24 protein-coding genes and 1 tRNA gene are annotated in these 21,760 nt (G+C 68.7%); 7 read left to right on the forward strand and 18 right to left on the reverse strand.

The window, feature by feature from the left end:
* Positions 1-137: 137 nt before the first annotated feature.
* The 3 genes from ACFY3D_RS08420 to ACFY3D_RS08430 are packed head-to-tail and all read left to right on the forward strand — an operon-like array spanning position 138 to position 2,688.
* Positions 138-794, forward strand: coding sequence for a hypothetical protein (locus ACFY3D_RS08420; RefSeq protein WP_350943090.1), 657 nt, complete (start codon positions 138-140; stop codon positions 792-794).
* On the forward strand, positions 791-1,483 hold the full coding sequence (locus ACFY3D_RS08425; RefSeq protein ID WP_389976437.1) for a hypothetical protein: 693 nt from the start codon (positions 791-793) through the stop codon (positions 1,481-1,483). Before ACFY3D_RS08420 ends, ACFY3D_RS08425 begins: the two co-directional genes overlap by 4 nt.
* Positions 1,483-2,688, forward strand: a complete 1,206-nt coding sequence (locus ACFY3D_RS08430; protein WP_389976440.1) for a hypothetical protein — start codon at positions 1,483-1,485, stop codon at positions 2,686-2,688. Before ACFY3D_RS08425 ends, ACFY3D_RS08430 begins: the two co-directional genes overlap by 1 nt.
* On the opposite strand, the gene ACFY3D_RS08435 is transcribed toward ACFY3D_RS08430, so the two are convergent.
* Positions 2,678-3,973, reverse strand: coding sequence for a hypothetical protein (locus ACFY3D_RS08435; protein ID WP_389976443.1), 1,296 nt, complete (start codon positions 3,971-3,973; stop codon positions 2,678-2,680). The two genes, ACFY3D_RS08430 and ACFY3D_RS08435, sit on opposite strands and share 11 nt — an antisense overlap.
* A gap of 97 nt (positions 3,974-4,070) precedes the next feature.
* Here ACFY3D_RS08435 and ACFY3D_RS08440 point away from each other — a divergent pair, with 97 nt between their 5' ends.
* Positions 4,071-5,135 carry a DsbA family protein gene (locus ACFY3D_RS08440; RefSeq protein ID WP_389976446.1) on the forward strand — a complete coding sequence of 355 codons (1,065 nt, stop codon included), beginning with the start codon at positions 4,071-4,073 and terminating at the stop codon, positions 5,133-5,135.
* 338 nt (positions 5,136-5,473) lie between these two features.
* Here the strand turns inward: ACFY3D_RS08440 and ACFY3D_RS08445 are convergent, their stop codons facing one another.
* The 9 genes from ACFY3D_RS08445 to ACFY3D_RS08485 form a co-directional block, all read right to left on the reverse strand.
* A complete protein-coding gene (locus ACFY3D_RS08445) occupies positions 5,474-5,770 on the reverse strand; it encodes a DUF1416 domain-containing protein (RefSeq protein ID WP_350943081.1) in 297 nt (98 codons plus the stop codon).
* The gene (locus ACFY3D_RS08450) at positions 5,770-6,609 is read right to left on the reverse strand and encodes a sulfurtransferase (RefSeq protein WP_350943079.1); all 840 of its coding nucleotides are present in this window, start codon (positions 6,607-6,609) and stop codon (positions 5,770-5,772) included. Before ACFY3D_RS08450 ends, ACFY3D_RS08445 begins: the two co-directional genes overlap by 1 nt.
* A 15-nt stretch (positions 6,610-6,624) precedes the next feature.
* Positions 6,625-7,023: a DUF4395 domain-containing protein gene (locus ACFY3D_RS08455; RefSeq protein ID WP_389976448.1), complete on the reverse strand. Its 399-nt coding sequence runs from the start codon at positions 7,021-7,023 to the stop codon at positions 6,625-6,627.
* A 62-nt stretch (positions 7,024-7,085) separates the two neighbouring features.
* On the reverse strand, positions 7,086-7,199 hold the full coding sequence (locus tag ACFY3D_RS08460) for a putative leader peptide (protein WP_362503376.1): 114 nt from the start codon (positions 7,197-7,199) through the stop codon (positions 7,086-7,088).
* A 61-nt stretch (positions 7,200-7,260) separates the two neighbouring features.
* Positions 7,261-7,617, reverse strand: a complete 357-nt coding sequence (locus tag ACFY3D_RS08465) for a thioredoxin family protein (RefSeq protein WP_350943562.1) — start codon at positions 7,615-7,617, stop codon at positions 7,261-7,263.
* A 266-nt stretch (positions 7,618-7,883) separates the two neighbouring features.
* Positions 7,884-8,756: an anti-sigma factor family protein gene (locus ACFY3D_RS08470; RefSeq protein ID WP_389976453.1), complete on the reverse strand. Its 873-nt coding sequence runs from the start codon at positions 8,754-8,756 to the stop codon at positions 7,884-7,886.
* Positions 8,753-9,265: a sigma-70 family RNA polymerase sigma factor gene (locus ACFY3D_RS08475; protein WP_350943074.1), complete on the reverse strand. Its 513-nt coding sequence runs from the start codon at positions 9,263-9,265 to the stop codon at positions 8,753-8,755. Before ACFY3D_RS08475 ends, ACFY3D_RS08470 begins: the two co-directional genes overlap by 4 nt.
* Before the next feature lie 48 nt (positions 9,266-9,313).
* Complete coding sequence (locus ACFY3D_RS08480) at positions 9,314-9,994, reverse strand: DUF2993 domain-containing protein (protein WP_389976456.1); 681 nt, start codon at positions 9,992-9,994, stop codon at positions 9,314-9,316.
* A 99-nt stretch (positions 9,995-10,093) separates the two neighbouring features.
* The gene (locus ACFY3D_RS08485) at positions 10,094-10,345 is read right to left on the reverse strand and encodes a MoaD/ThiS family protein (protein ID WP_389976459.1); all 252 of its coding nucleotides are present in this window, start codon (positions 10,343-10,345) and stop codon (positions 10,094-10,096) included.
* 206 nt (positions 10,346-10,551) lie between these two features.
* Between ACFY3D_RS08485 and ACFY3D_RS08490 the strand changes: the two genes are divergently transcribed.
* Positions 10,552-11,265 (forward strand): response regulator transcription factor, encoded by a 714-nt coding sequence (locus ACFY3D_RS08490; protein ID WP_350943069.1) that lies wholly within the window; start codon positions 10,552-10,554, stop codon positions 11,263-11,265.
* Between the two features lie 99 nt (positions 11,266-11,364).
* Here ACFY3D_RS08490 and ACFY3D_RS08495 read toward each other — a convergent pair whose 3' ends face one another.
* The 3 genes from ACFY3D_RS08495 to ACFY3D_RS08505 all read right to left on the reverse strand — a co-directional run bounded on the left by ACFY3D_RS08495 (position 11,365) and on the right by ACFY3D_RS08505 (position 15,392).
* On the reverse strand, positions 11,365-12,051 hold the full coding sequence (locus ACFY3D_RS08495; RefSeq protein WP_389976462.1) for a response regulator: 687 nt from the start codon (positions 12,049-12,051) through the stop codon (positions 11,365-11,367).
* Positions 12,048-13,181: a sensor histidine kinase gene (locus ACFY3D_RS08500; RefSeq protein WP_389976465.1), complete on the reverse strand. Its 1,134-nt coding sequence runs from the start codon at positions 13,179-13,181 to the stop codon at positions 12,048-12,050. The genes ACFY3D_RS08495 and ACFY3D_RS08500 overlap by 4 nt, the downstream gene beginning before the upstream one ends.
* Before the next feature lie 405 nt (positions 13,182-13,586).
* On the reverse strand, positions 13,587-15,392 hold the full coding sequence (locus ACFY3D_RS08505; protein ID WP_389976468.1) for a bifunctional metallophosphatase/5'-nucleotidase: 1,806 nt from the start codon (positions 15,390-15,392) through the stop codon (positions 13,587-13,589).
* 131 nt (positions 15,393-15,523) lie between these two features.
* Here ACFY3D_RS08505 and mshD point away from each other — a divergent pair, with 131 nt between their 5' ends.
* Positions 15,524-16,441, forward strand: a complete 918-nt coding sequence (gene mshD / locus ACFY3D_RS08510) for a mycothiol synthase (RefSeq protein WP_389976471.1) — start codon at positions 15,524-15,526, stop codon at positions 16,439-16,441.
* 145 nt (positions 16,442-16,586) lie between these two features.
* Here the strand turns inward: mshD and ACFY3D_RS08515 are convergent, their stop codons facing one another.
* The 3 genes from ACFY3D_RS08515 to dcd form a co-directional block, all read right to left on the reverse strand.
* Entirely contained in the window at positions 16,587-17,591 is a 1,005-nt protein-coding gene (locus ACFY3D_RS08515) for an inorganic phosphate transporter (protein WP_350943060.1), read from the reverse strand.
* Positions 17,592-18,209: a DUF47 domain-containing protein gene (locus ACFY3D_RS08520; protein ID WP_030924556.1), complete on the reverse strand. Its 618-nt coding sequence runs from the start codon at positions 18,207-18,209 to the stop codon at positions 17,592-17,594. It lies immediately after the preceding gene.
* Between the two features lie 542 nt (positions 18,210-18,751).
* Positions 18,752-19,327 (reverse strand): dCTP deaminase, encoded by a 576-nt coding sequence (gene dcd / locus ACFY3D_RS08525; RefSeq protein ID WP_350943058.1) that lies wholly within the window; start codon positions 19,325-19,327, stop codon positions 18,752-18,754.
* 130 nt (positions 19,328-19,457) lie between these two features.
* Here dcd and ACFY3D_RS08530 point away from each other — a divergent pair.
* A tRNA-Gly gene (locus ACFY3D_RS08530) sits at positions 19,458-19,531 on the forward strand.
* Positions 19,532-19,611: 80 nt separating this feature from the next.
* On the opposite strand, the gene ACFY3D_RS08535 is transcribed toward ACFY3D_RS08530, so the two are convergent.
* Positions 19,612-20,073, reverse strand: a complete 462-nt coding sequence (locus tag ACFY3D_RS08535; RefSeq protein ID WP_389976474.1) for a tyrosine-type recombinase/integrase — start codon at positions 20,071-20,073, stop codon at positions 19,612-19,614.
* Positions 20,074-20,290: 217 nt separating this feature from the next.
* On the reverse strand, positions 20,291-20,665 hold the full coding sequence (locus ACFY3D_RS08540) for a pyrophosphatase (RefSeq protein ID WP_389976477.1): 375 nt from the start codon (positions 20,663-20,665) through the stop codon (positions 20,291-20,293).
* Between the last annotated feature and the right edge of the window lie 1,095 nt (positions 20,666-21,760).

Below are 21,760 nucleotides of genomic sequence, written 5' to 3' on the forward strand. Positions count from 1 at the left end.
CTCGGAGACAGCGTAAGAGTTCGCCATCGTATTCGGGCAGCGTTCCCGTCAATCCGCTCCATTTTCCCCAGGTTTACCTGTACTTAAGGGACAGACGGGGCAGATGGGGCGGACATCAGCGTTTAACATCGTTTCTCATGACTGCCCCTCCCGAGGGTCCCACCGGACGGCGCCCCATCGCGGTCCCGCTCGCCGCTCTGGTGACGGTCACCGGTCTGGCAGTCACCACCGTCCTCGGCGGCTTCGCCACCGCCCCGGAGAAGCCTCCCAAGCGGCTGGGCCAGGGCTCGACCGTGGATCAGGAACAGTTCACGACCACGTTCGTCGGCTCCCGCACCGTGAGCGAGCCCGGCCTGTTCGGCGGCCCGGCCAAGCGCCTCCTGGAGATCGAGCTCCTCGTCGTCAACAAGGGCGAGGAGACCGCCGGTACGGGAGTGCCCTACCAGGAAGGTCATGGTGGTGGGTCCTTCGGGACGTCCCTGCTCAAGGTCAGCCCGGAGATAAAGGGCAAGTACGGCGCGTCGGTGTTCACCCCCACGGGAGGGGGCGAAAGCAGTCAACTGCACCCGGCCCTGCCGACCAGCGTCGTGGTCCGGTACGAACTGGAGGACGGACAGCGGCCTCCCAGGCAGCTCACGATCGACGTCGGCACGTACGAGTGGCGCGAAGGGATCACCCTCGCGCCGGGCTGGTTCCTGGTCACGAAGGACGGCGAGGGTGACGAGGGCGGGGAGAAGCCCGTGGTGACGGCCCAGGTCACGCTGCCCGTCATGCCGGGGGGAACGCGTTCGTGAACGTCTCCTTCCAGCACCGGCCCGAGACCCCTCCGCGGTCGGAAACACACTCCCTTCCCGGGGCGCCCACCCCCCACAGGGCCACCGCGCGGCCGAGCCGGTGGCGCACCGCCGGTGCCGTACTGGCCGGGATCACGCTCGCGGCCTCCGCCGTGGGACTGCAGGCCTTCGGCTCGGAGGCCGCCGACCACGACGCGCCCCTCACCTCGACCGGCGCCTTCAACGAGGAGGTCACCGGCTCCCGGATCTCCGCGCGGGTCAAGGCGGTCTACGCGGCCAAGGCCATCGCGACCAGGAAGGCGAGCGGCGAGCAGGAACGCGTGACCGCCAAGGGGATCTTCGTCATCGTCGAGGTGGGCGCCACCGCGACCTGGGAGCCGCAGCGGTTCGGGCCTCCCCGGCTGCTCACGGCCGGCGGGCGCCGTTACGTGGCCTCCGACAGGGTGGACCAGACGCTGACCGTCACCCACCCCTACCTCCAGCCGGGCTGGTGGACCGAGGGCGTGACGGTCTTCGAGATCCCGCCCGGGGAACTCCCTGACTCCCGGATCCTGCTCGCCCCCTCATCGGGTTTCATCGTCGAGCCGAACGGACCCCAGATCGAGATAGACCTGGGCCTGGACGAGACGGCCGCGCGGCAACTCACCTCCACCGCGAAGGACGTCTACGAGTTGGCGAGCAGGACCTGATGAGGACGCCACACCGGAGAGGCCCCGAGGACGATCAGGACCGCGCCTGGTCCGCCTCACGGGAGGAGTGGCCCGCGCACGAGGAACGGCACGCGCGAGAAGATCGGCACGCGTGGGAGAGCCCCACGACGGGAAACCCGCCCATGATGGACAACCGGCCCGCACGGGAGAACCGGCCCGCACGACAGGAGCGGCCCGCCCAGGAAGGTCGCCCTTCCGCACCGTCTCACGACCCCTACCGAGGCAACCCCTGGCCCACCGCCCTCGGCACCTGGCCGGTGTCCCCCGCCGACCGGCAAGCGCGTACCGGACAGCCCCAGGAACCTCCGGCCACGCCCCCGGCCCCCGCCCGGAGCCGTCCCACCCCACCTCAGCGTCGGCAACCTCCGGGCGACGGCCAGTGGACTCCCGCTCCCCTGCGGATATTTCCTGACGAACAGGTCTGGCCTCCCAAGCCACCCGAGGAAGAGCCTGCGGAGGTCTCGACCCAGCCGTTCCCCTCCATCTCCGCTCTTCCGCTCCCCCGACCCTCCGTCACGGGAACGGGAACGGGAACGGGAACGGCTGCAGCCGTCGCCGTACCGGCCGACGACGTGCCCGCCCAAGAACCGTCCGCACCGAAGACCCCGCCGAGGCGGGGCCGCCGTACGGCACTGCGGGTCGGTGGGGCGATCGTGGCCGTCGGGCTCGGCATCGCGGCCTCCACGTGGAGCGGTTACACCGTCTACCGGACCGGCAACCCCGCCGACAGGATCCACACCGTCGCCGCCGGAGATGCCATGACGCTGATGCACGTGTCGTGGAAGGCCTCGGTCGAGCAGGTGGACGACCTGCCCGGCCAGAAGCCCCTCCCGCCCGACCGCCAGTGGCTGAAGATCAAGGTGACGAGGACCGCGCTGGACGCCGAGGGCGTCAGCCTGCGGGGTGATCCCGAGGTCGAGGTGCGGCATTCCGACGGTCGCGTGTGGAAGGTCCTCCCCGAGAGCGACGACATCCCCGACGAGGTCAAGGACCACCGGGTCGGCACCGCCTACTCCTACGACATGATCAGCGTGGTGCCCCGGCATCTGGCCGGGCAGGTCGAGGTCCACGTCCGTCCCGCCACGTTCCACGTGGTGGAGAACCAGCCCGTGGAGGACATCCTCAAGAAGGCGGCGGCACAGAAGGACCCCGTCCAGGACCAGGTGCTGCGCTTCAGGCGGTGAGCGTCCTCCCCGCCTCACGGCCGCGCGTGGCCGCGATGTCGAACGTGGCCGCCAGCAGGCAGACGGTCAGCGTCAGCACCACCAGCTCCCTGACGAACTCGACCGGCCCGGCCAGCGCCACCCAGACGAACGGGTCCTCGTTGCCGATCAGCATCCGCACCCCCCGATCCGCGTAGTCGGTCACCACGCGGATCGCGACGTAGCAGAGGCACAGGGCGCCGAACAGCACGGGACCGCCCTTCGCCGCGAGCCGGAAGGCGTTCGCCGGGGGAACCCAGCGCTCCTGGAATCCGGCCGTGGCGTGGGACATCGTGCTCCGGGTGAGATCGTGGGTCCGCTCCACCCTGGTGGCCACGCCGTCGAGCCTGGTTCCCCGTACGACGGCCCGGGTGTCCTCGGCGAACGCGCCGTAGACGAGCGAGGCGACCGTGAGCCAGGTGAGCGGGACGATCAGCCCGTCGACCACATGGGGCCAGGTGTCCCCGACCGCGTTCCAGAAGGGCTTCCACCACGGCAGGGCCTCACCCGCCGCCTCGGCCCATTCCTTGAACGTCACCACGACGACCCGCTGGTCCAGCCAGTCCGCCCGCGCCTCCGCGAAGGCGAGGAGGGCGTTGATGCTGTAGAAGGCGAAGGCCAGCTCGAAGAAGGTCGCGAGCACGCCGCTGCCCCTGCCCCTGCCGTTGACGTGCCACCGGGCGAACAGCATCCTGAGCAGGTACGCGACCACGGCGACCCCGATGGAGACCCGAACGTCCAGCGTGGAGAGCCCGGTGCCGCCCTCTATCTCGTTCCCCGCGAGGCTCGACGCGAAGTCCTGGTCGACCCGCCTCGCGGTGTCGACGGCGATGAACTCCCTGGCGTCCGCGGCGTGGAAACCCCAGGCGAGGTAGATGGTGGCGAAGACCAGGGTGGCCCGGTTCAGCGCGCCGAACATGCTCTCGTCCGCCTCGCCCGCCTCCCGCCGCGCCCGGATCTCCCGGAGCGCGCCGCGCACCGAGTGCAGCATGCCGACCATCACCACGAGTTCGGTCAGCACGATCAACGTGAAGACGAACATCGTGACGACGAGCCGCACCTGCCGGTGGTCCCCGTGGGAGACCTCGCTGGCGGCCACCATCAGCAGTTCCCTGACCACCCTGCCCACCGAGAACCAGAGGATCAACGTGAGGGCACAGGCGCCGAAGATCTTGAGTGTGTGCAGGGGCAGCGAGGCCGCGGAGAGCGAGGCGGGCCTCCGGTCGACTGCCGGCGACTGTGTGGGCATGACAGGCGTTTCAGGCACCGAGGCATGCTAACGACTCCCCTGCCGGAACGCAGCCCGGCCGGCGAGGCCGAGAGGCCGGTCGAATAAACGACCGCCCCCGTTTGTTGCAGCGGCAATGAAGCGCATGGAAGTCTGGGCCGACATGGCCTGCGCGTGGGCCTACATCGGCAAGCGACGCCTGGAGCAGGCGCGACTCGGCGAGGACGTGGAGATCGTCTGGCGCCCGTACGTCATCGATCCGATGGCTCCGGTGCCGTCGGAGCCGCTGGAGGAGGAGTTTCGCGACCAGGTCGCCGAGGGCGCCCTGCGAGCCCTCACCCCGCCCGCGAACCCGGGCCCACCCTCGCTCTCGCCCCTGACCTCGGCTTCCACCCCGGCTCCGGCTTCCGCCCCGACCGCGACACCGACTCCGGTCCTGGCAGGGAACCGGCCCGGTGACGGCGGGCGACGGGGCGCCGTGTGGCGGGCGAACACGTTCGACGCCCACCGGGTGGTCGCCCTCGCCTACGGGCGGGGCGGCGCCGCGCTCCAGGACACGGTCGTGGAGCGGATCCTGCGCGCCCACTTCGTCGAGGGTTCCGACATCGGGGACCGCGCCACCCTGGCGGCGCTCGCCGCCGAGGCCGGTCTGGACGGTATGGCCGAGGCCCTCGACCGCGGCGACGGCGCGGACGAGGTTCGTTCCTGGCTGCTGCGCGGCAAGGCCGAGGGCGTCACCACCTCGCCGACCTTCGTGGTCGGCGACACGGCGGTCACGGGCGCGCAGCCGCCGGAGGTCCTCGCCGATCTGGTACGGCACGCCGCTCCCCGGCGGGAACTCCCCGACGAGGTCAGGTGGCTGCGCCAGGCCGAGGCCCTGCTGGATGCGCGGGACCCCCTCGGCGCCCTGCGAACCCTGCGTCCGCTGCTGGCCGATCACGGCGACGACCCCGCCGTCCGGCTGCTGGCGGCCCGCGCCTACTTCGGCTCCGCCCAGTTGGGCAGGGCGAGGGAGACGCTGGAGGCGCTGCTGGAGCGCACCCCCGGTGACCACTACGCCCGGTTCCTGCTCGGCAGGACCCTCGAACGCGCCAACCGGCACCCCGAGGCCCTGCCGCACCTGCGTCTGGCCGCGGCCATGTCCCCGGATCCCGACTACGTCGACGCCGTCGACCGCGTCGAGAGCCGCCTCACCGTCTGACGCGAAAAAGCGGAGGTTCGCCCTCTTCCCCGAGGGCGAACCTCCGGGAACAACCGCCCGACACGATCCCCGGGGACGAACCTCCAGGAACAACCACCTGACGCGATCCCCGGGGACGAATCTCCGGGAACATCGGCCCCGGAACGGGCGACCCTCCGGAACAGCCGGTCCGCGGAACCCGCGGACCGCCGGGGACGGCGGGCCTTCGCGCGTCCGGCGCAGCGAAAAGGACCGGCCCTCCCGAGGGAACGCCGGTCCTTTCAACGTGCTGGTTCTTGCTGTTCTCGCTGGTCGAGCAACGTACTGGTTCTCGCTGTGGCGAGGCCGGACCCGAAGGGTCAGACGGCCACGGCGAGCTGGGTGACCTCACCCAGGCGGGCCTGGGCCGGGATGTCCTTGGTGACCCCGCCGCCCGCGATGATGCGGACGGTCCAGTCACCGGGGGCGGCGAAGAAGCGGAAGACTCCCTCCTCGGACACCACGACCTCACCGGTGAACTCACCGGCGTTGTCGAGCAGACGGGCGTAGGCCGTGCCCGCGCCCGTGACCACACCCTGGATGACGGCCTGGTTCGCAAGATCGATCCCGGCCGGAAGGGCAACCGTCTGTTCCGGAGCAGCGCATCCCTGAGTCATTATCGGGCCTCTCCCAGTTCGATCGGCACGCCGACCAGCGAGCCGTACTCAACCCATGAACCGTCGTAGTTCTTGACACCGGCCTGGTCGAGGAGCTCGTGCAGCACGAACCACGTGTGAGCCGAGCGCTCCCCGATGCGGCAGTAGGCGATGATGTCCTTGCTGAAGTCGACGCCCGCGCCCTCGTAGAGGGACTTGAGCTCTTCGTCGGACTTGAAGGTGCCGTCGTCGTTGGCAGCCTTGGACCACGGGATGTTGCGGGCGGTGGGCACGTGGCCGACACGCTGCGCCTGCTCCTGCGGGAGGTGCGCGGGGGCGAGCAGCTTGCCGGTGAACTCGTCGGGCGAGCGCACGTCGACCAGGCTGAGCTTGCCGATCGCGGCGACGACCTCATCGCGGGAGGCACGCAGGGACCGGTCCTGCTCCTTGGCCTTGTAGGTCGTGGCGGGGCGGCTGGGCACCTCCTTGACCAGCTCGCGGGACTCAAGCTCCCACTTCTTGCGGCCACCGTCGAGAAGCCTGATGTTCTCGTGGCCGTACAGCTTGAAGTACCAGTACGCGTAGGCGGCGAACCAGTTGTTGTTGCCACCGTAGAGAACCACGGTGTCGTCGTTCGCGATGCCCCGGGCGGACAGCAGCGCCTCGAAGCCCTCGCGGTCGACGAAGTCACGGCGGACCGGGTCCTGCAGGTCCTGCTTCCAGTCGACCTTCACGGCGCCACGGATGTGGCCCTTGTCATATGCGCTGGCGTCCTCGTCCACTTCAACGAGAACGACACCGGGGGTGTCGAGGTTGGCCTCGACCCAGTCGGCGTCGACCAGGACGGCGGAGCGGCTCATGGTGATCCTCCAGGATCATCGTGCGGCGGGTAGTAAACGGCGAATGATCAAAAACATCTCGCAGCCGAGACAGAAACCAAAACCGGCATTGAGAAAAGCGGCGAAAAGTGCCGCTGCGACGGCGCCGAGGGCCAGCGGCGTTATCTGTGCGACGTATCCGACCAAGCCCACCAGTGCGAAAGCGAGGCCGATCCCCTGCGCGAAGCGCGGTGGGGCTGCGTCCTCGAGTTCCTTCGGCGGACTCTTCACTATCCCTTTGAAAATCATCCCGTACGGCGAGGTGCCGAGAACGCCCTGCGCGAACACGACGGCCTGCGCGACCAGCAGCCATGCGTTCCCCGTCACGAGGACGAGTGCGAGCACAACGGTGGTCACAGCCGCGGAGAAACGGAGAGCTCGGGAATCAACCTGCATCGCTTGATGCTCCTGAAGGGTTGTGCAGATCGGTGCGGCTCGACGGCCGCTTGAGATCGCCCTTAGGAAATGCGACAGAGCGCGGTGGTCACGCGGCAGAAATCAACCGCGCGCCGCTTCGTGAGCAGCTCTGTCGTGGAGTTCATGTCCATGACATTACCCCGGCGTCCCGCCATCTGTCACATCCCTGTCCAATTTCTGAGACATGATCGTTCAATGGCCGATAGGGTGCCCCGCTCATTCGCCCACCGCCAGACCGAGGGCGCCGATGACGTCGGCTTTCCTGGGCTGGCCCGAGGCCCGCTTGACGACCTGACCGGACGCGTCGAGGACGAGGACGGTGGGGGTGCGCAGGATGTTCAGTGATCGGACCAGGTCGAGGCGGGACTCCGCGTCGATCTCCACGTGCGCGACGCCGGGCACCATCTCGGCCACCTCACCGAGGATCCGCCGGGTCGCCCGGCACGGCTGGCAGAAGGAGGTGGAGAACTGCACGAGCGTGGCCCGCTCCCCCAGCTCCGCGTGGATGTCGCCGGACGTGAGCCGCTCCACCTCGCCCTTCACCTCTCGCGCCACGCCGTCTCGCCGCCGCATCGCCACGCCCGTGAGCGTGCCGAGGGCGAGGGTGACGACCACCACCGTCAAACCTGTCACGGAACACGACAACAGACGCACGTCCCAGGCCATTCCCTCGCCGCCCCAACGGTTTCGGCCGGTGGGGGGCCGTGAGCGCCGCCCCGGCAGGCTCGGCGGGCGGAAACCGTGAGCAGCACGCCAACGGGCTCGACGGCGAGGGGGATCGCGAGCGCGACCCCCGGCAGGCTCGGCGGGTGGAGATCCCGAACGCGACCCCGGCACGTTCAGCGGGTGGGGATCGTGAGCAGCACCCGTCCGTCGGCGGTGGTGATCTCGAACGCCGTGATCCGTTCCGGCGGGATCGTGGTGGTGGCCGAGAAAGAGCCCGACCTGTCATAGGCGGCCCGGTTGACGACCCAGTTGCCCGCCGTCTCCCTCAGTCCGCCTTCCCCGATCACCTCCAGCCGGCAGCGCGTCCCCTTGGCCACCCCGGTGAGCACGACCTTGATCGTGGTCGCCCCCTCGCCCGCGGACGCGGTCACCACCGCCCGGACCGTCCCCGTGTCGTCCGCCCCCTCGAACCGCAGCTCGCTCGGGGCGAGCAGGATCTCCGGCGCGGGGCTGGACACCGGGGAACGGGAGGCCTTCGCCCTGGCGTTGCCGTCGGGCGCGGCCGAGTCCGAGAAGGATTGGGCGCTCTCCTGGCTGCCGGCGGCGTCGGCCGGAGCCCCGCCCTCGGTGTCCTCGGTGTCCTCGGCGCCTCCGGCGTCTCCCGCGTCCCTGGCCGACGACGACTGGGGCGCCGACGCGGTGGTGGCCTCCGGAGGTGACTGGGTGACGGCCCACAGGGTCCCGCCGCCGAGCCCGACCACCAGGACCGAGGCGGCGAGCGAGAGCATCAGGCGGTTCGTACGGTGCCGTCTGACCTTCGCGCTGAGCAGCCGGTCGAGCACCACCGTGGGCGGGCTCGCCACCTGCGCCACGTCGCCCTCGGACACCCTGCCGAGGAACGTCGCCACCCCGGCCAGCTCCTCCAGCTCGGCCCGGCACTCGGCGCACTCGGCGAGATGGGCCTCGACGAGCACCCGCTCGTCCGGCTCCAGGGCACCGAGCGTGTAGACGCCGAGCGATATCCGTACTTCTTCACAGGTCATCATGGCGCGAGCCCCCGCTCCTCCAGCGCCAGCTTGAGCGCCCGAAGCGCGTAATACGTGCGCGATTTAACCGTCCCGGCGGGAATGCCGAGCGACTCTGCGGCCTCCTTCACGGATTTCCCCTGGTAGTAGACCTCGGCCAGCACCTCGCGGTGCTCGGGCCTCAGCGCGGCCAGCGCCTCGGCGATCGCCCACGACTCGACGGCCCGCTCCAGCTCGTCGTCGGCGGGCACCACGGCGAGCGCCTCGTCACCCGTCTCCGGGGGGCGCGCCTTGCGCGCGCGGTGCTGGTCGACGACGAGGTTGCGTGCCACCGTGAACAGCCACGCGCGGATGGAGCGGCCGGCGAACGCGTCGGGATGGCGCCAGGCCCGCAACAGCGTTTCCTGCACGACATCCTCCGCTCTCCCCGAGTCGCCCGTCAGCCGCAACACGTAGCCGTACAGTGGCCCGCCGTGCTCGTCGAAGAGCGCCCTCACGAGTTGCTCGTCGGCGGTTCCGGCTTGGCTCACATCCTCACGACGTACGGCGGGACGATCCGGTTCAGGCACGGGCCACGTTCAGCCTCGAAGGGGTACGTCGGAGGCCTCGCCCGAGATGCGCAGCCCTTCCGGAACGACCTTCACCTCGGTCAGCTTGAGGTTGTACGGCAGCTTCCCGATCGGGATGCGGTAGTTGATGAACCGCTCGGGGTTGGGGACGGGGATACCGCCGCCCAGGGTCACCTTCCCCGGGGTGAGCTGCAGGCCGCCCTCGGCGATCTCGACCTTGAGATCGGCCTTCACCGGCACCTTCTGCCCCAGTACGGTGATCTCCCCGCTGATGTTGAGCGCGTCACCCGCGACCTCGACCTTGATCCCGCGAGGTGCCTTCTGGTTGATCGTCTCCACCGGGACGACGACCACCCCCTCCACGCGCTCGGCGCGCATGTCCACCTGTCGTGGACGGAGCACCAGGTCCTCCAGCGGGGCCGTGACGCCGTGCAGGGTGAAGTCGACGCTCGACAGGCGGATACCCGAGACGGTCATCGCGCCCGCGGCGACGTTCACCTCCTCGTAGCGCCCGGCGATCGCCTGGGTGAGAAAGGGGATGCCCTCGATCGTGACCTCGGGCGGGGCCGAGAGGTCGTACTTGGCCGTCGCCTGCGTGGCGATCTCGCGCTGGACACCCGCGACGGCGACCCTGTCGAGGATCACCACGAGAACGAGAAGTACGAGGAGAAAACCGATCAGCTTCCGCATTCGACTCCCTTTTCGTTCTCCGCCCCAAGGGGTGCCATTGGCGTGACCTCCCCCGGCAATCCTGTCCGAAACGCCGCGCCAGCGGTAGCTTCCACCCCCTCAGCCGCCCGCGAACGGGGGAAGCACCTCGACCGTCGCCCCGTCCGTCAGGATGATCGTCTCGTGGGCTCTCCTGCCCACCGGATCCCCGTTCACCAGGAACGACGACAAGGTCAGCACGCGAGCCAGCCTGTCACGGTTCGATGTGATTTTCGTCATCAACTCGGCAAGGTTCGCGGCCTCGGAACGCTCCTCGGCGACCCCCGCCGCTTCCTTTGCCGCGGCCCAATATCTGACAACGACCGACGCCATCCGTGAATCAACTCCCCAAACACACGTAGGGTTACCGCACCATTACGGCGAATTCACCTGGAGAACGGGTGTTCACCAGGTGGACGTTCGCTGGACGCTACGGCCTTGTGGGTTATCCTCACCTACTACGGGACCTGGGCAACGTAGCCCCCGGGTCCTTACGTGTTTGTACGGCTATCGCCGACATGACGCGGGAAGGAGGCATCGTGAGCAATCTCCTGCTGCTCACCAACGCCCTTGAGCCCTCGACTGAGGTGCTTCCGGCGCTGGGGCTACTGCTGCACTCGGTACGGGTCGCGCCCGCGGAGGCATCCGCCCTGCTCGACGCCCCGCCCGCCGACGCGATTCTGGTGGACGCGCGCCGCGAGCTCGTCCAGGCCAAAAGCCTGTGCCGGCTGCTGCGCACCACGGGCGTCGCCTGCCCCCTGGTGGTGATCGTCACAGAGGGCGGTCTCGCCGGGCTGACCGCGGAGTGGGGCGCCGACGACGTCATCCTCGACACCGCCGGACCCGCCGAGGTCGAGGCGCGGCTCAGGATGGCCGTGGGCAAGCTCAACCTGTCCGCCGCCGAGGAGGTGCCGGACGAGATCCGTAACGGTGACCTGTCGATCGACGAGGCCACCTACACCGCGAGGCTCCGCGGCCGCGCGCTGGATCTGACCTTCAAGGAGTTCGAGCTCCTGAAGTATCTGGCGCAGCACCCCGGCAGGGTGTTCACCCGAGCCCAGCTCCTCCAGGAGGTCTGGGGATACGACTACTTCGGCGGCACCCGCACCGTGGACGTCCACGTCCGGCGGCTCCGCGCCAAGCTCGGCGCCGAGTACGAGGCGCTGATCGGCACGGTACGCAACGTCGGCTACCGGTTCGTCCCCGAGCGCGGCAACGAGGCCGTCGAGGAGCGCGAGCCCGTCCGCCACTAGGGATCCCGTTCTCCCCTGGAGCTCCCAGGACTTCCAGGAGTCACCGGGAACGGCGCCGGCACGTTCCCGCCCCCGCGACGGCTCTCGCGAGGGCGGGATTCAGGTGTCCCCGCGCCCGGCTGCCCCGGCCTTGCCCGGTGTGACGAGTCCGGACTCGTAGGCGAGGACGACGAGTTGCGCGCGGTCACGCGCCCCGAGCTTGGTCATCGACCGGCTGACGTGTGTCTTCACGGTGGCGTGGCTGATGGCCAGGTGATCGGCCATCTCCGCGTTGGACATGCCGGTGGCGACAAGGGCGAGGATCTCCAGCTCACGGCCGGTGAGGCGTTCCAGGTCCGGTCCCGCCACGGGCCTGGGCGGGGTGGACACGTACTCCTCGATCAGCCGCCGGGTCACCGAGGGTGAGAGCAGCGCGTCACCGGCGGCGGCCACCCGCACCGACCTCAGCAGTTCGGCCGGTTCGATGTCCTTGAGCAGGAATCCCCCGGCCCCGGCGCGCAGCGCGGCGAAGACGTACTCGTCGAGGGCGTAGTTGGTCAGGATCACCACACGCACCGCGTCGAGCTCGGGGTCGGCGCCGATCCTCCTGGTGGCCTGGATCCCGTCGAGCAGCGGCATCCTCACGTCCAGCAGCGCCACGTCGGGCCGCAGCGCGCGGGACATCTCGACGGCCTCGACGCCGTTGCCCGCCTCACCGACGACGGTGATGTCGCCGGCCAGGTCGAGCAGGGCGCGGAAGCCCGCGCGGATCAACGCCTGGTCGTCGGCGAGCAGCACCCTGATCACGGCCGCCCCGCCAGGGGCAGCTCGGCCCGTACGGCGAACCCGCCCTGCGGGCGCGGTCCCGCGGTGAGCGATCCTCCCGCGGCGACCGCGCGCTCACGCATCCCGATCAGTCCCATTCCGTACCTCGTGACCTCGGCGGACGACTCCCCGTCGTCCTCGACGCGCAACACGATCGTCTCAGGCCGGTACTCGGTCGTCAGCGTGATCGACGCGGGCCCGGCGTGACGGAGCACGTTGGTGAACGCCTCCTGCGCGATGCGGTAGGCCGCCCGGTCGACGTCCTGGGCGAGTTCCCCGCGCTCTCCGACGACGAGGACCTTCACCGGCAGCCCCACCGCCTCCGCCCTCGCGACCAGCCGGGGCAGCCGGTCCAGCCCCGCCTCCGGGCCGTCGGGATCGGACTGCCTCAGCACGCCCAGCGAGGCGCGCAGTTCCCGCATCGCCTCGCGTCCCGACTCCTTGATCACGGCCAGTGCCTCACGGGACAGCCCGGGGTCCCGGTCGAGCAGGTGCATCGCGACGGACGCCTGGACGTTGATGACCGAGATGTTGTGGGTGAGGGTGTCGTGCAGTTCCTGGGCGATCCACAGCCGCTCCTCGTCGGCCCGGCGCAGCGCCGCCTCCTCGCGGGTGCGCTCGGCCTCGACCGCCCGTCTCTCGACCTCGTCGAGGTACGCGCGGCGGCTCCTGGTCGTCTCGCCCAGGATGACCGTCGCGACCAGCCAGCCGCTGAGCAGGGTGAAACCGCCGTCGGGGGCGGGGTCGACGTCGGACAGCGCGATGAGGCCGTAGACCCCCACGCCCATCGCGACGGCGAGCCAGATCGCGAGGCGACGCCGTCCGAGCGACGCCGCCGTGTAGATCGACATCAGGGCGGGCGCCGCGGCGAAGATCCCCGGATACCGCCCGGCGTAGTAGGCCACGACGCAGGCCACCGTGATCGCTCCCGCCTGCGTCGGCGCGCTCCGCCGGAACGCGAGCGCCAGCGACGCCACCGTGATCAACGCCAGGCCGAACGTGTCCAGCGGGCGCTCGGGGGACCCCGAACTGGACAAACCACCATAGGTGCCCCCGACGATCCCGGCCAGCACCCCGGCCGCCGCCAGCGCGTCGGCCCTCCTGATCCTCACCCTGACACGGTAGGTCACCGCATCCGCCTCGCCGACCCCCGCGAGGAGGAGGTCCCCCGTACATCCCCTGACGTACGTCGGCCTGACGCACGAGCGCGGATACCGCTCCTGCGGAGGCAGGTGTACGGCGACACCGCCGAGGCGGCGTGACATGAGGCGGGGCACGGTCGGGCGCCTCGAACGGACCGGGCACGCGGAGGCCGTCGGGCACCCCGAACGAGTCGGGTACACGGGACGTCGCGGGTAGCCCCGAACGAGTCGTGCACCTCGAACGAGAGGCCCACCGGACGCGTCCGGTGGGCCTCTCTCGCGTGTCACACCTTCGCGGATGCGTCACGCGTCACGACATACCGCGACCTCCGCGGCGCGGCGCGCCTTTCGCCCGCGTTACGGTTCGCACCCGCGTCAGGGAACGACCGTGATGTGGTTGGGCACCGGGGGCGTGATCGACGGGTTCGCCGCGAAGTAGGCGGCGAAGGCGTCGATGTCCAGCGGGCCGCTCCACAGGTCGGTGCCGTCCCTGAAGGCGAGGAACGCGTCACCGCCGCCGACGAGGAAGTTGTTGGCCGCGACCCTGATCGTCTGGGTGTCCGTCACCGCGACACCGTCGATCTTCATGTCGGAGACCTTCGAACCCCACGGCGCGCTCGTGCTGTAGGTGTAGGTGAAGTTCGACGACGGCTGCAGGATCTTGGTGAAGGCCTGGGCGTTGGGACCGCCGACGAACTGCTGCTCCAGAACGGTCTTGAGCTGCGCGCCGGTGAGCGTGACCACCTGCATGAGGTTGTTGAACGGCTGGACGGTGAACGCCTCGCCGTACGTCACCACGCCGTCCCCCTCACCCGCGGGCGAGCCCGCGTAGTTGAGGCTGGCCCGCACGCCGCCCGGGTTCATCAGCGCGATCTCGGCGTTGCCGCCGGTCCTGGTCGAGACGAGCTGGGCGTCCGCGATGAGGTTGCCGAGGGAGGACTCCCCCGACGCCACGGCGGTGTTGGTGATGTCCGCGGTGATCCTGCCGATCGGCCTGTTCGCCACCGTCGCGACGCGGTCCTTCCACGTCTGGACGAACGTGGCGATCTCCGGGTCGGGGGTGACCGTCCTGGTCACGACCTGGTTGTCGGCCACGACCGTGGAGCGCACGACGTCGCGGGTCTTGACGTCCACCTGGAAGTCGACCTTGGTGATGACCCGGCCGAAGGAGCCGCCCTGGCTGTAGAGACGGGTGCCGCCCTTGGGGTCGGTCACATTGCACAGGTACGCCTGGTGGGAGTGACCGCTGAGGATCATGTCGATCTCGGCGTCGACCTGCGTGGCGATCCGGTTGCCCGCGCCGGGCTGGGCGCTGCACGCGTCGGGCGACTGGCCCGCGGTGACCTGGTCGCCCTCGTGCACGAGCACGACCTGGGCCTTGATGCCGACGATCTGGAGAAGCTTGGACGCGACGTTCGCGGCCTTCACCTCGTCGATGAACTCAAGATCCTTGATGCCCTCGGAGGTGACGATGTCCGGGGTGGTCTTGGTGACGAGACCGATGAAGCCGATCGGCACGCCGTTCATCCAGCGGATCGCGACCGGGGGCAGCGCGGGGATGCCGTACTCCTTGAGGAGGTTGCGCAGCGAGGCGCTGTTCGTCCCGCCGAGCGCCTCCAGCGCCTGCTTCTCCGCGCCCTTCTCCGGCCGCTTGAAGATGACGTTCGCACCGATGTAGCTGTACTTCGCGCCCTTCCACCTACCGGCGGGCGAACAGCCGTCCACCGGGTGGCAGCCGCCGTTCATGATGCGCTTGAGCTCGGCGTACCCCTCGTCGAACTCGTGGTTGCCCACCGCGGAGGCGGTGACGCCGACCTTGCCGAGGAACTCCACGGAAGGCTCGTCGTGATACGCCGCGGAGATCAGGGGGGTGGCGCCGATCAGGTCGCCCTGGGCTACCTTCAGCGTGTTCTTGTCGGAGAGCTGCTTGAGGTGGGTGGCGACGTACGCGGCACCACCCGCGTCGACCGTCGCACCGGTCTCGTCGACCATGCGGCCGGATGAACCGGTCGGTGGCTCAAGGTTGCCGTGGAAGTCGTTGAGGGAGAGCAGGCGGACCGGCACCGTCTTGGCGGGCTTGGCGGGCTTGTTGCCCGCCTCTGCCGGTCCAATCGCGAGCACGAGACTGGTCCCGGCGAGCACACCCGCCATGACCAACCGCTGGAAGGAACGAGACGTCATGGACCACGACACTAAAGGGACTATCTGTGCAAGGAATGGCCTAGAGGTAACGATTCACCCGGCGAGCGCATGGCGCCTTTTGCCAGTCCCCGGTGAGCTCGGGAAGGACCTGCCCGCTTAGAGTCCACAGCATGAACGTGCGTGTGGAGTACCGGGGAGCGCTCGGCGACCAGGAAGTGTCCGGCGTTCTCTCGGTGGTGGAGGCGGCCACCGAGGCCGACAAGGTCAGACCGCTCAACGAACATGTCATGCTGCACCTGCGCTACGGCGGCGACGAGCGGGCCGGAGCCGTGCTGCTGTACGTCGGGGACGACCTCGCGGGCTACGCCCACGTCGACCCGACCGACCCCGTGGAGGGACCCAGCGGGGAGCTGGTCGTCCACCCGGCGTTCCGTGGGAGGGGATACGGGCGCCGGCTGCTGGAGTCCGTGCTCGACCACACCGGCGGGCACCTGCGCCTGTGGGCGCACGGCGGGCATCCGGCCGCCGAGGCCCTCGCCCGGTCGGCGGGTTTCGACAGGGTCAGGTCCCTGTGGCGGATGCGCCGCTCCCTGTCCTCCGACATCCCCGGCTTCGAGTTTCCCGAGGGGGTGCGGCTGCGCACGTTCGAGCCCGGCACCTCCGACCGGGAGGCGTGGGTGGCGCTCAACGCCAGGGCGTTCGCCCAGCACCCCGAGCAGGGGGCGTGGACGATCGAGGATCTGGAGCGGCGCGAGCGGGAACCCTGGTTCGACCCGGCCGGATTCTTCCTCGCCGTACGTCCGACCGGCGACGGCGACCGGCTGGTGGGCTTTCACTGGACCAAGGTCCACGGCGACGGCGACCACGCGCACGACCCGCTCGGCGAGGTGTACGTCGTCGGCGTCGACCCCGCGGAGCGGGGAGGCGGCCTGGGCAGATCGCTCACCCTCGCGGGCCTGACCTACCTGCGGTCGCGGGGCCTGAGCCAGGTGATGCTGTACGTGGACGAGAGCAACCCCGCGGCGATCCGCCTGTACGAGGGGCTGGGCTTCACCCGCTGGGACGTCGACGTGATGTACCGGAAGTAGGGACATCCCTCGCGTGACACCCGGGGGACGGAGACATCCCCCGGGTACCTGAGGGTGACCCCGGAGGCCCTGTGGCCGAGGGGTGCCCTCGGAGGCAGGACGCGCCGGACCGGGGGCACCCCGGTCCGGCGCGGTCGCCCGAGGACTACTCGATCATCCAGTGGAGCACGAAGTAGGACAGCGCGGCGACGAACGCGGCGGCCGGGATCGTGAGGACCCAGGCGGTCACGATGTTGCCGGCGACGCCCCAGCGCACGGCCGACAGGCGCTTGGTGGCGCCGACGCCCATGATCGCGCTGGTGATCGTGTGGGTGGTCGAGATCGGGGCGCCGAAGCCGATGGCCGCCGTGTAGAGCACGGTCGCGGCGGCCGCCTCCGCGGCGAACCCCTGCGGCGGGTCGAGCGCGATGATCCGGCGCCCCAGCGTCCGCATGATCCGCCAGCCACCCGCGTACGTGCCGAGCGAGATGGCCGTGGCGGCGGCGAGGATGACCCACTGGGGGATCGGGTCACCGTCGTTCTGGTAGCCGCCGACCACGAGGGCGAGGAAGATGACCCCCATGGTCTTCTGTGCGTCCTGGAGACCGTGGCCCAGCGCCATCGCCGCCGCGGACACGGTCTGCGCGTGCCGGAAGCCCCGGTTCGCCTTCGTGGGCTGGGCACGCCGGAACCCCCACAGAATCCCGATCATGATCAGCCCGGCGAGGCTGAAGCCGACCAGCGGCGACAGGATCATCGGGATGACGACCTTCTCCACCACCCCGTCCCAGTGGACGACGCTCGCCGAGGCGAGCGCGGCACCGACGAGGCCGCCGATCAGCGCGTGACTGCTCGAGGAGGGAAGGCCGAAGTACCACGTGACCATGTTCCAGGTGATCGCGCCGATCAGACCGGAACCGACGATGACGAGACCGTGGCTCCCCTGCGGGGCGTCGATGATGCCCTTGCCGACGGTCGCGGCCACCTGCGTACCGAGATGCGCACCCAGGAAGTTCATCGCCGCGGCCATGAACAGCGCGGCCCTCGGCGTCAGCGCCCGCGTCGAGACGGAGGTCGCGATCGCGTTCGCGGCGTCGTGAAAGCCGTTGGTGTAGTCGAACACCAACGCCACGACCACCACGCTGATGACGAGTGCGAGCGTGAGATCCACTTAGCTTTCCTTGACCGCGATCGACTCGATCGTGTTGGCCACGTGCTCGAAGGCGTCGGCGGCCATCTCGAGCTGATCGATGACCTCCTTCATCTTGAGGACGGTCAACGCGTCGTACTCCCCGCCGAAGAGCTTGGCGAGAAGACGGCGGTAGACCTGGTCGGCCTGGTTCTCCAGCCGGTTGATCTCGATCCAGTACTCGTTGAGGTTCTTCATCGAACGCAGCCGCGGCATCGCCTCGGCGGTGAGCTCCGCGGCGCGCTCCAGCACCTCGACCTGTCGGACGACCTCCTTGGGGAGGTGGTCGATCTGGTACAGGACGATGAGGTCGGCGGCCGCCTCCATGTAGTCCATGACGTCGTCGAGGTTCGAGGCGAGGCGATAGATGTCCTCGCGGTCGAAGGGGGTGATGAAGCTCTCGTTGAGTCGATTCATGATCGCGTGAGTACGCTCGTCGCCGGCGTGCTCACATGCGCGCATCTTCTCAGCCAGGGCTTCCCTGTCCGATCCGTCACTGATGATCTCTACCAGCAGGCGGGACGCTGTGACGAGGTTGTTCGCCGAGTCGGCGAACAAGTCGTAGTAGCTGTCCTCACTAGGTGTGAGACGCAGACGCACGTCGTTCTCCAGATGTGCGGGGATGGTCCGCAGAGAAGGGTAAGGGTTACCAGCGGAAATACGAACTTCACCCGCTAGACATGCACTCTTCCCGATGTCGCTACCCAGCGACACGCGGCTTGAGGCAGCCTTGAGGGCATCTTTCCGATGACCGTTTTTACTGGTTTTCGGCCACAGTATGACGAAGACAGGCCAAGTATGGGACTTCTCCGCCCCTGAACGCCATCTGGCATCTTCCCCAGGTTCACGTCGGAAACCTCCGCTTCTGACGTACTTCCCGGGCGGTTCACCGAGATCACCAGAGGCCGTCGCCCCGTCGAGAAACCCCGGAGTGATTTCCGTCACGGCCACCCGCCGAACCGCGTCGTCGCTGGTCACGGCAACCTCGCCCGCGTGTCCGCCCCTTCGGCCTCTCGCCGTCGCGAGCCCCGGGGCCGTCCACCTCCCGACAGGTTCACCCCGTCAGGGCAGCCCGGACCGACAGGAAAGTTCATTTTGAATTCACTGTTAGTTCATCTTTGTCGGGAGTCCGCCCCGAGGCCTCAGATCGGTGTCCGGTGGAAGTTGAGGTAGGAACGGCTCGGGGTCGGGCCCCGCTGACCCTGGTAGCGGGATCCGTACTTCTCCGACCCGTAGGGATACTCGGCCGGAGAGCTGAGCCTGAACATGCAGAGCTGACCGATCTTCATACCGGGCCAGAGCTTGATCGGCAGTGTCGCGACATTGGAGAGTTCCAGCGTGACGTGCCCGCTGAACCCCGGGTCGATGAACCCGGCCGTCGAGTGCGTCAGCAGCCCGAGCCTGCCCAGCGAGCTCTTGCCCTCCAGCCGCGAGGCGATGTCGTCCGGCAGCGTGACGACCTCGTACGTGCTCGCCAGCACGAACTCCCCCGGATGCAGAATGAACGGCTCGTCCTTGTCCGGCTCGACCATCCGCGTCAGATCGGGCTGCTCGACCGCCGGATCGATGTGCGGGTATCGATGGTTCTCGAAGACCCGGAAGTAGCGGTCCAGGCGCACGTCGACGCTGGAGGGCTGAATCATCTCAGGCTGGAAGGGATCGATCCTCACCCTCCCGGCCTTGATCTCAGCGGTGATGTCACGATCGGAAAGCAGCACGTGTTGGAACCTACCAACTCGGAACCCGCCGACGCCGGAGCCGTGAAGCCCGTCCTGCGAATCTTGCTCCCCTTCAGGGGCGAGAGCCGCCCAACTTTCCGCTAGAGTGGTGACGCGCGGTACGCCGCACGCGGGTGTAGTTCAATGGCAGAACATCAGCTTCCCAAGCTGACAGCGCGGGTTCGATTCCCGTCACCCGCTCCACGCTCGAAGGCCCAGGTCAGGATGCGAATCCGAACCGGGGCCTTAGTTGTTTTCGGAGCCTCTTCGATCTTCCGTGCCCGTTACGTGCCCGATGCCGGTGGATCCTCTTTCTTGAGAGCCGCTTCGGCGAGCTTCCCCATGCCGTCCGCGATCATCTGATCCCGCCCGTTCTCGGTGTGCAGATAGATCAGCGCGGCCCGCGTGGTCGAGTGCCCCATCCGGTTCATCAGCTCCCGCAACGTCGCACCCGACTGCGAGGCGAACGTGTTGCCCGTATGGCGAAGGTCGTGGAAGTGGACGCCGGAAAGGTTCGCCTCCTTCAGAGCCCTGGCCCAGATCCGGCTGAAGGCCGGCCGCCGCAGCATCGCGCCCTTCGCACCGAGGAAGACGAACGCCTCGTCATGCTCCTCGGTGTACGTGGCGAGGTGCGCGCGAAGCTCCGAGACCACCACCTCGGGAAGAGCGACCGTCCGCGTACCGGCCACGGACTTGGGCAGGCCGACGGTCACCGATCCGTCCTTGAGTTCGGTGGTGGAGGCCACGACCCGGACCGTCCGGGCGTCCAGGTCAAGCGGCGGCGCGCCGCGCCGCCGTACCCGGCCCTCTGCCGCACGCCGCCCGGGCGTGCGGCCTGGGGGCCGATCCCGGCCAGCGGCGCCCCGGGCCGTAGCCGCACCACGCACCCGCCGTACCCAACCCACGCGCCGACTTCAACGGCGCACCGCCGCTCATAGTCGTTCCGGCCAGCAGCCCCAAGCGCTACACGGGGTCTACGGCGCCGTTCAGATCAGCGCCAGCCGTCCCGCTCTCATCCCGCGTAGAAAGCCGATCAGGGTGCCACGGCATCCACTTCCGCTCGACTTCCGCCTCCAGATCGACTCCGTGATGTCGTGCCATCAGCAGGACCTGAGACAAAACATCCGCCAGCTCGGCTCGGAAGCCCAATTCCAGCTCATCTGGAGAGCATCCCTTATCTCTGGCCTGTCCAGAGCGCATGAGGAACGCCTGCGTCAGCTCACCGACTTCTTCCTGAAGCTTCAGCAGGAACCAGGTCTCATCCCGGGTTATCCCATGCTTGCGGGCATAGGCGCTCGATACCGCTTCGACCTTGTCTGTGAGCTGCCGCAGATCCATGCCGGAAGTGTAAGAGGCAAGGGCGGAAGCCGGAGGCGTCCCAGCTGGGCAGCCAACGAAAAGGGCAGGTACCACCCTCACGATCGCCTGGCGGTGGCTGATCTTCATACAGGGCTGGGGGCGATCGACGGTCCGGGGTTTCGTTCCTCAACCCCGGCCCATCGAGCATCAGGGCGACGAAGGCCCAGAGGTTCCCGTGCTCCCCGCATGCCCGTTGCGTGCCCGTCAGGAGGGTGATCAAGGGGGACTCACGGGAAATCACGGTCGTTCGCCCCGCTCCCCCGCAGGTCAGCGTCTTCCCAGCTCAGCGGCCAGACACGGTAGAGACTTCCCAAGCTGACAGCGCGGGTTCGATTCCCGTCACCCGCTCCTTGGGCGAGCCCTGCTCGGCGCTTTGGCGCCTTCACGGGGTTTTTTGCTTTCTGGGGGCGACCCAATACCCCCGCCGTGAAAGGGCTTCGCCCCCTCACCTCCCCCGGTCCGCTGTCGCGTCCCCGTCATCGCTTTCGCTCTGGGTCGTTTCGCCCCTCGCGAGGGCGCTCCGCCCCTCGTGCTCTCTGGCAGGGCCTCGCTTCGCTTGGACTGCAGCTCGCTTCGCTCGTTGCGTCCATTTTCCGTTACGGCTTCGCATGGCTGGCCGCCCGACTAGCTCTGCCCCCCTCCTGCAGGTCACACCTGCGGAGACTACTGCCGGATCTGCTCCTAGCGACTCGGCGAGCAGCAGTGACGTAGTCACTGGCCAGACATCAACACGGCCCGGAGGCAGTGTCGCCTATATTCGGGCGCCTGCACAGATCAAGCCAACTTGGGTGCTGTTCTCTTAGAAGAGGTGATGGGAGCGCGAAAAATTCCCCTCTTTTCAGTCCATAGGGCATCTTTCCCTCATTCGACACATTTGCGTCATTCTGGCTCGGTTAATGGAACCCATGCCGAAGGACCTGAACCAGATGCGGAGCATCCTGTGGCGACTCTTCAACTGGAAGTGCTCACCCTTTTGCATTTCAGTCGCATGCATCCCCCATTTTCGCGAACATACATGTGCGCAACCACCTACGCTCACACATATAGGTGCGAACTGGTCACCAGCCGCGGAGG

The organism is Streptosporangium sp. NPDC000509, assembly GCF_042898365.1.
In the GTDB taxonomy this organism is placed as follows: Bacteria; Actinomycetota; Actinomycetes; order Streptosporangiales; family Streptosporangiaceae; genus Streptosporangium.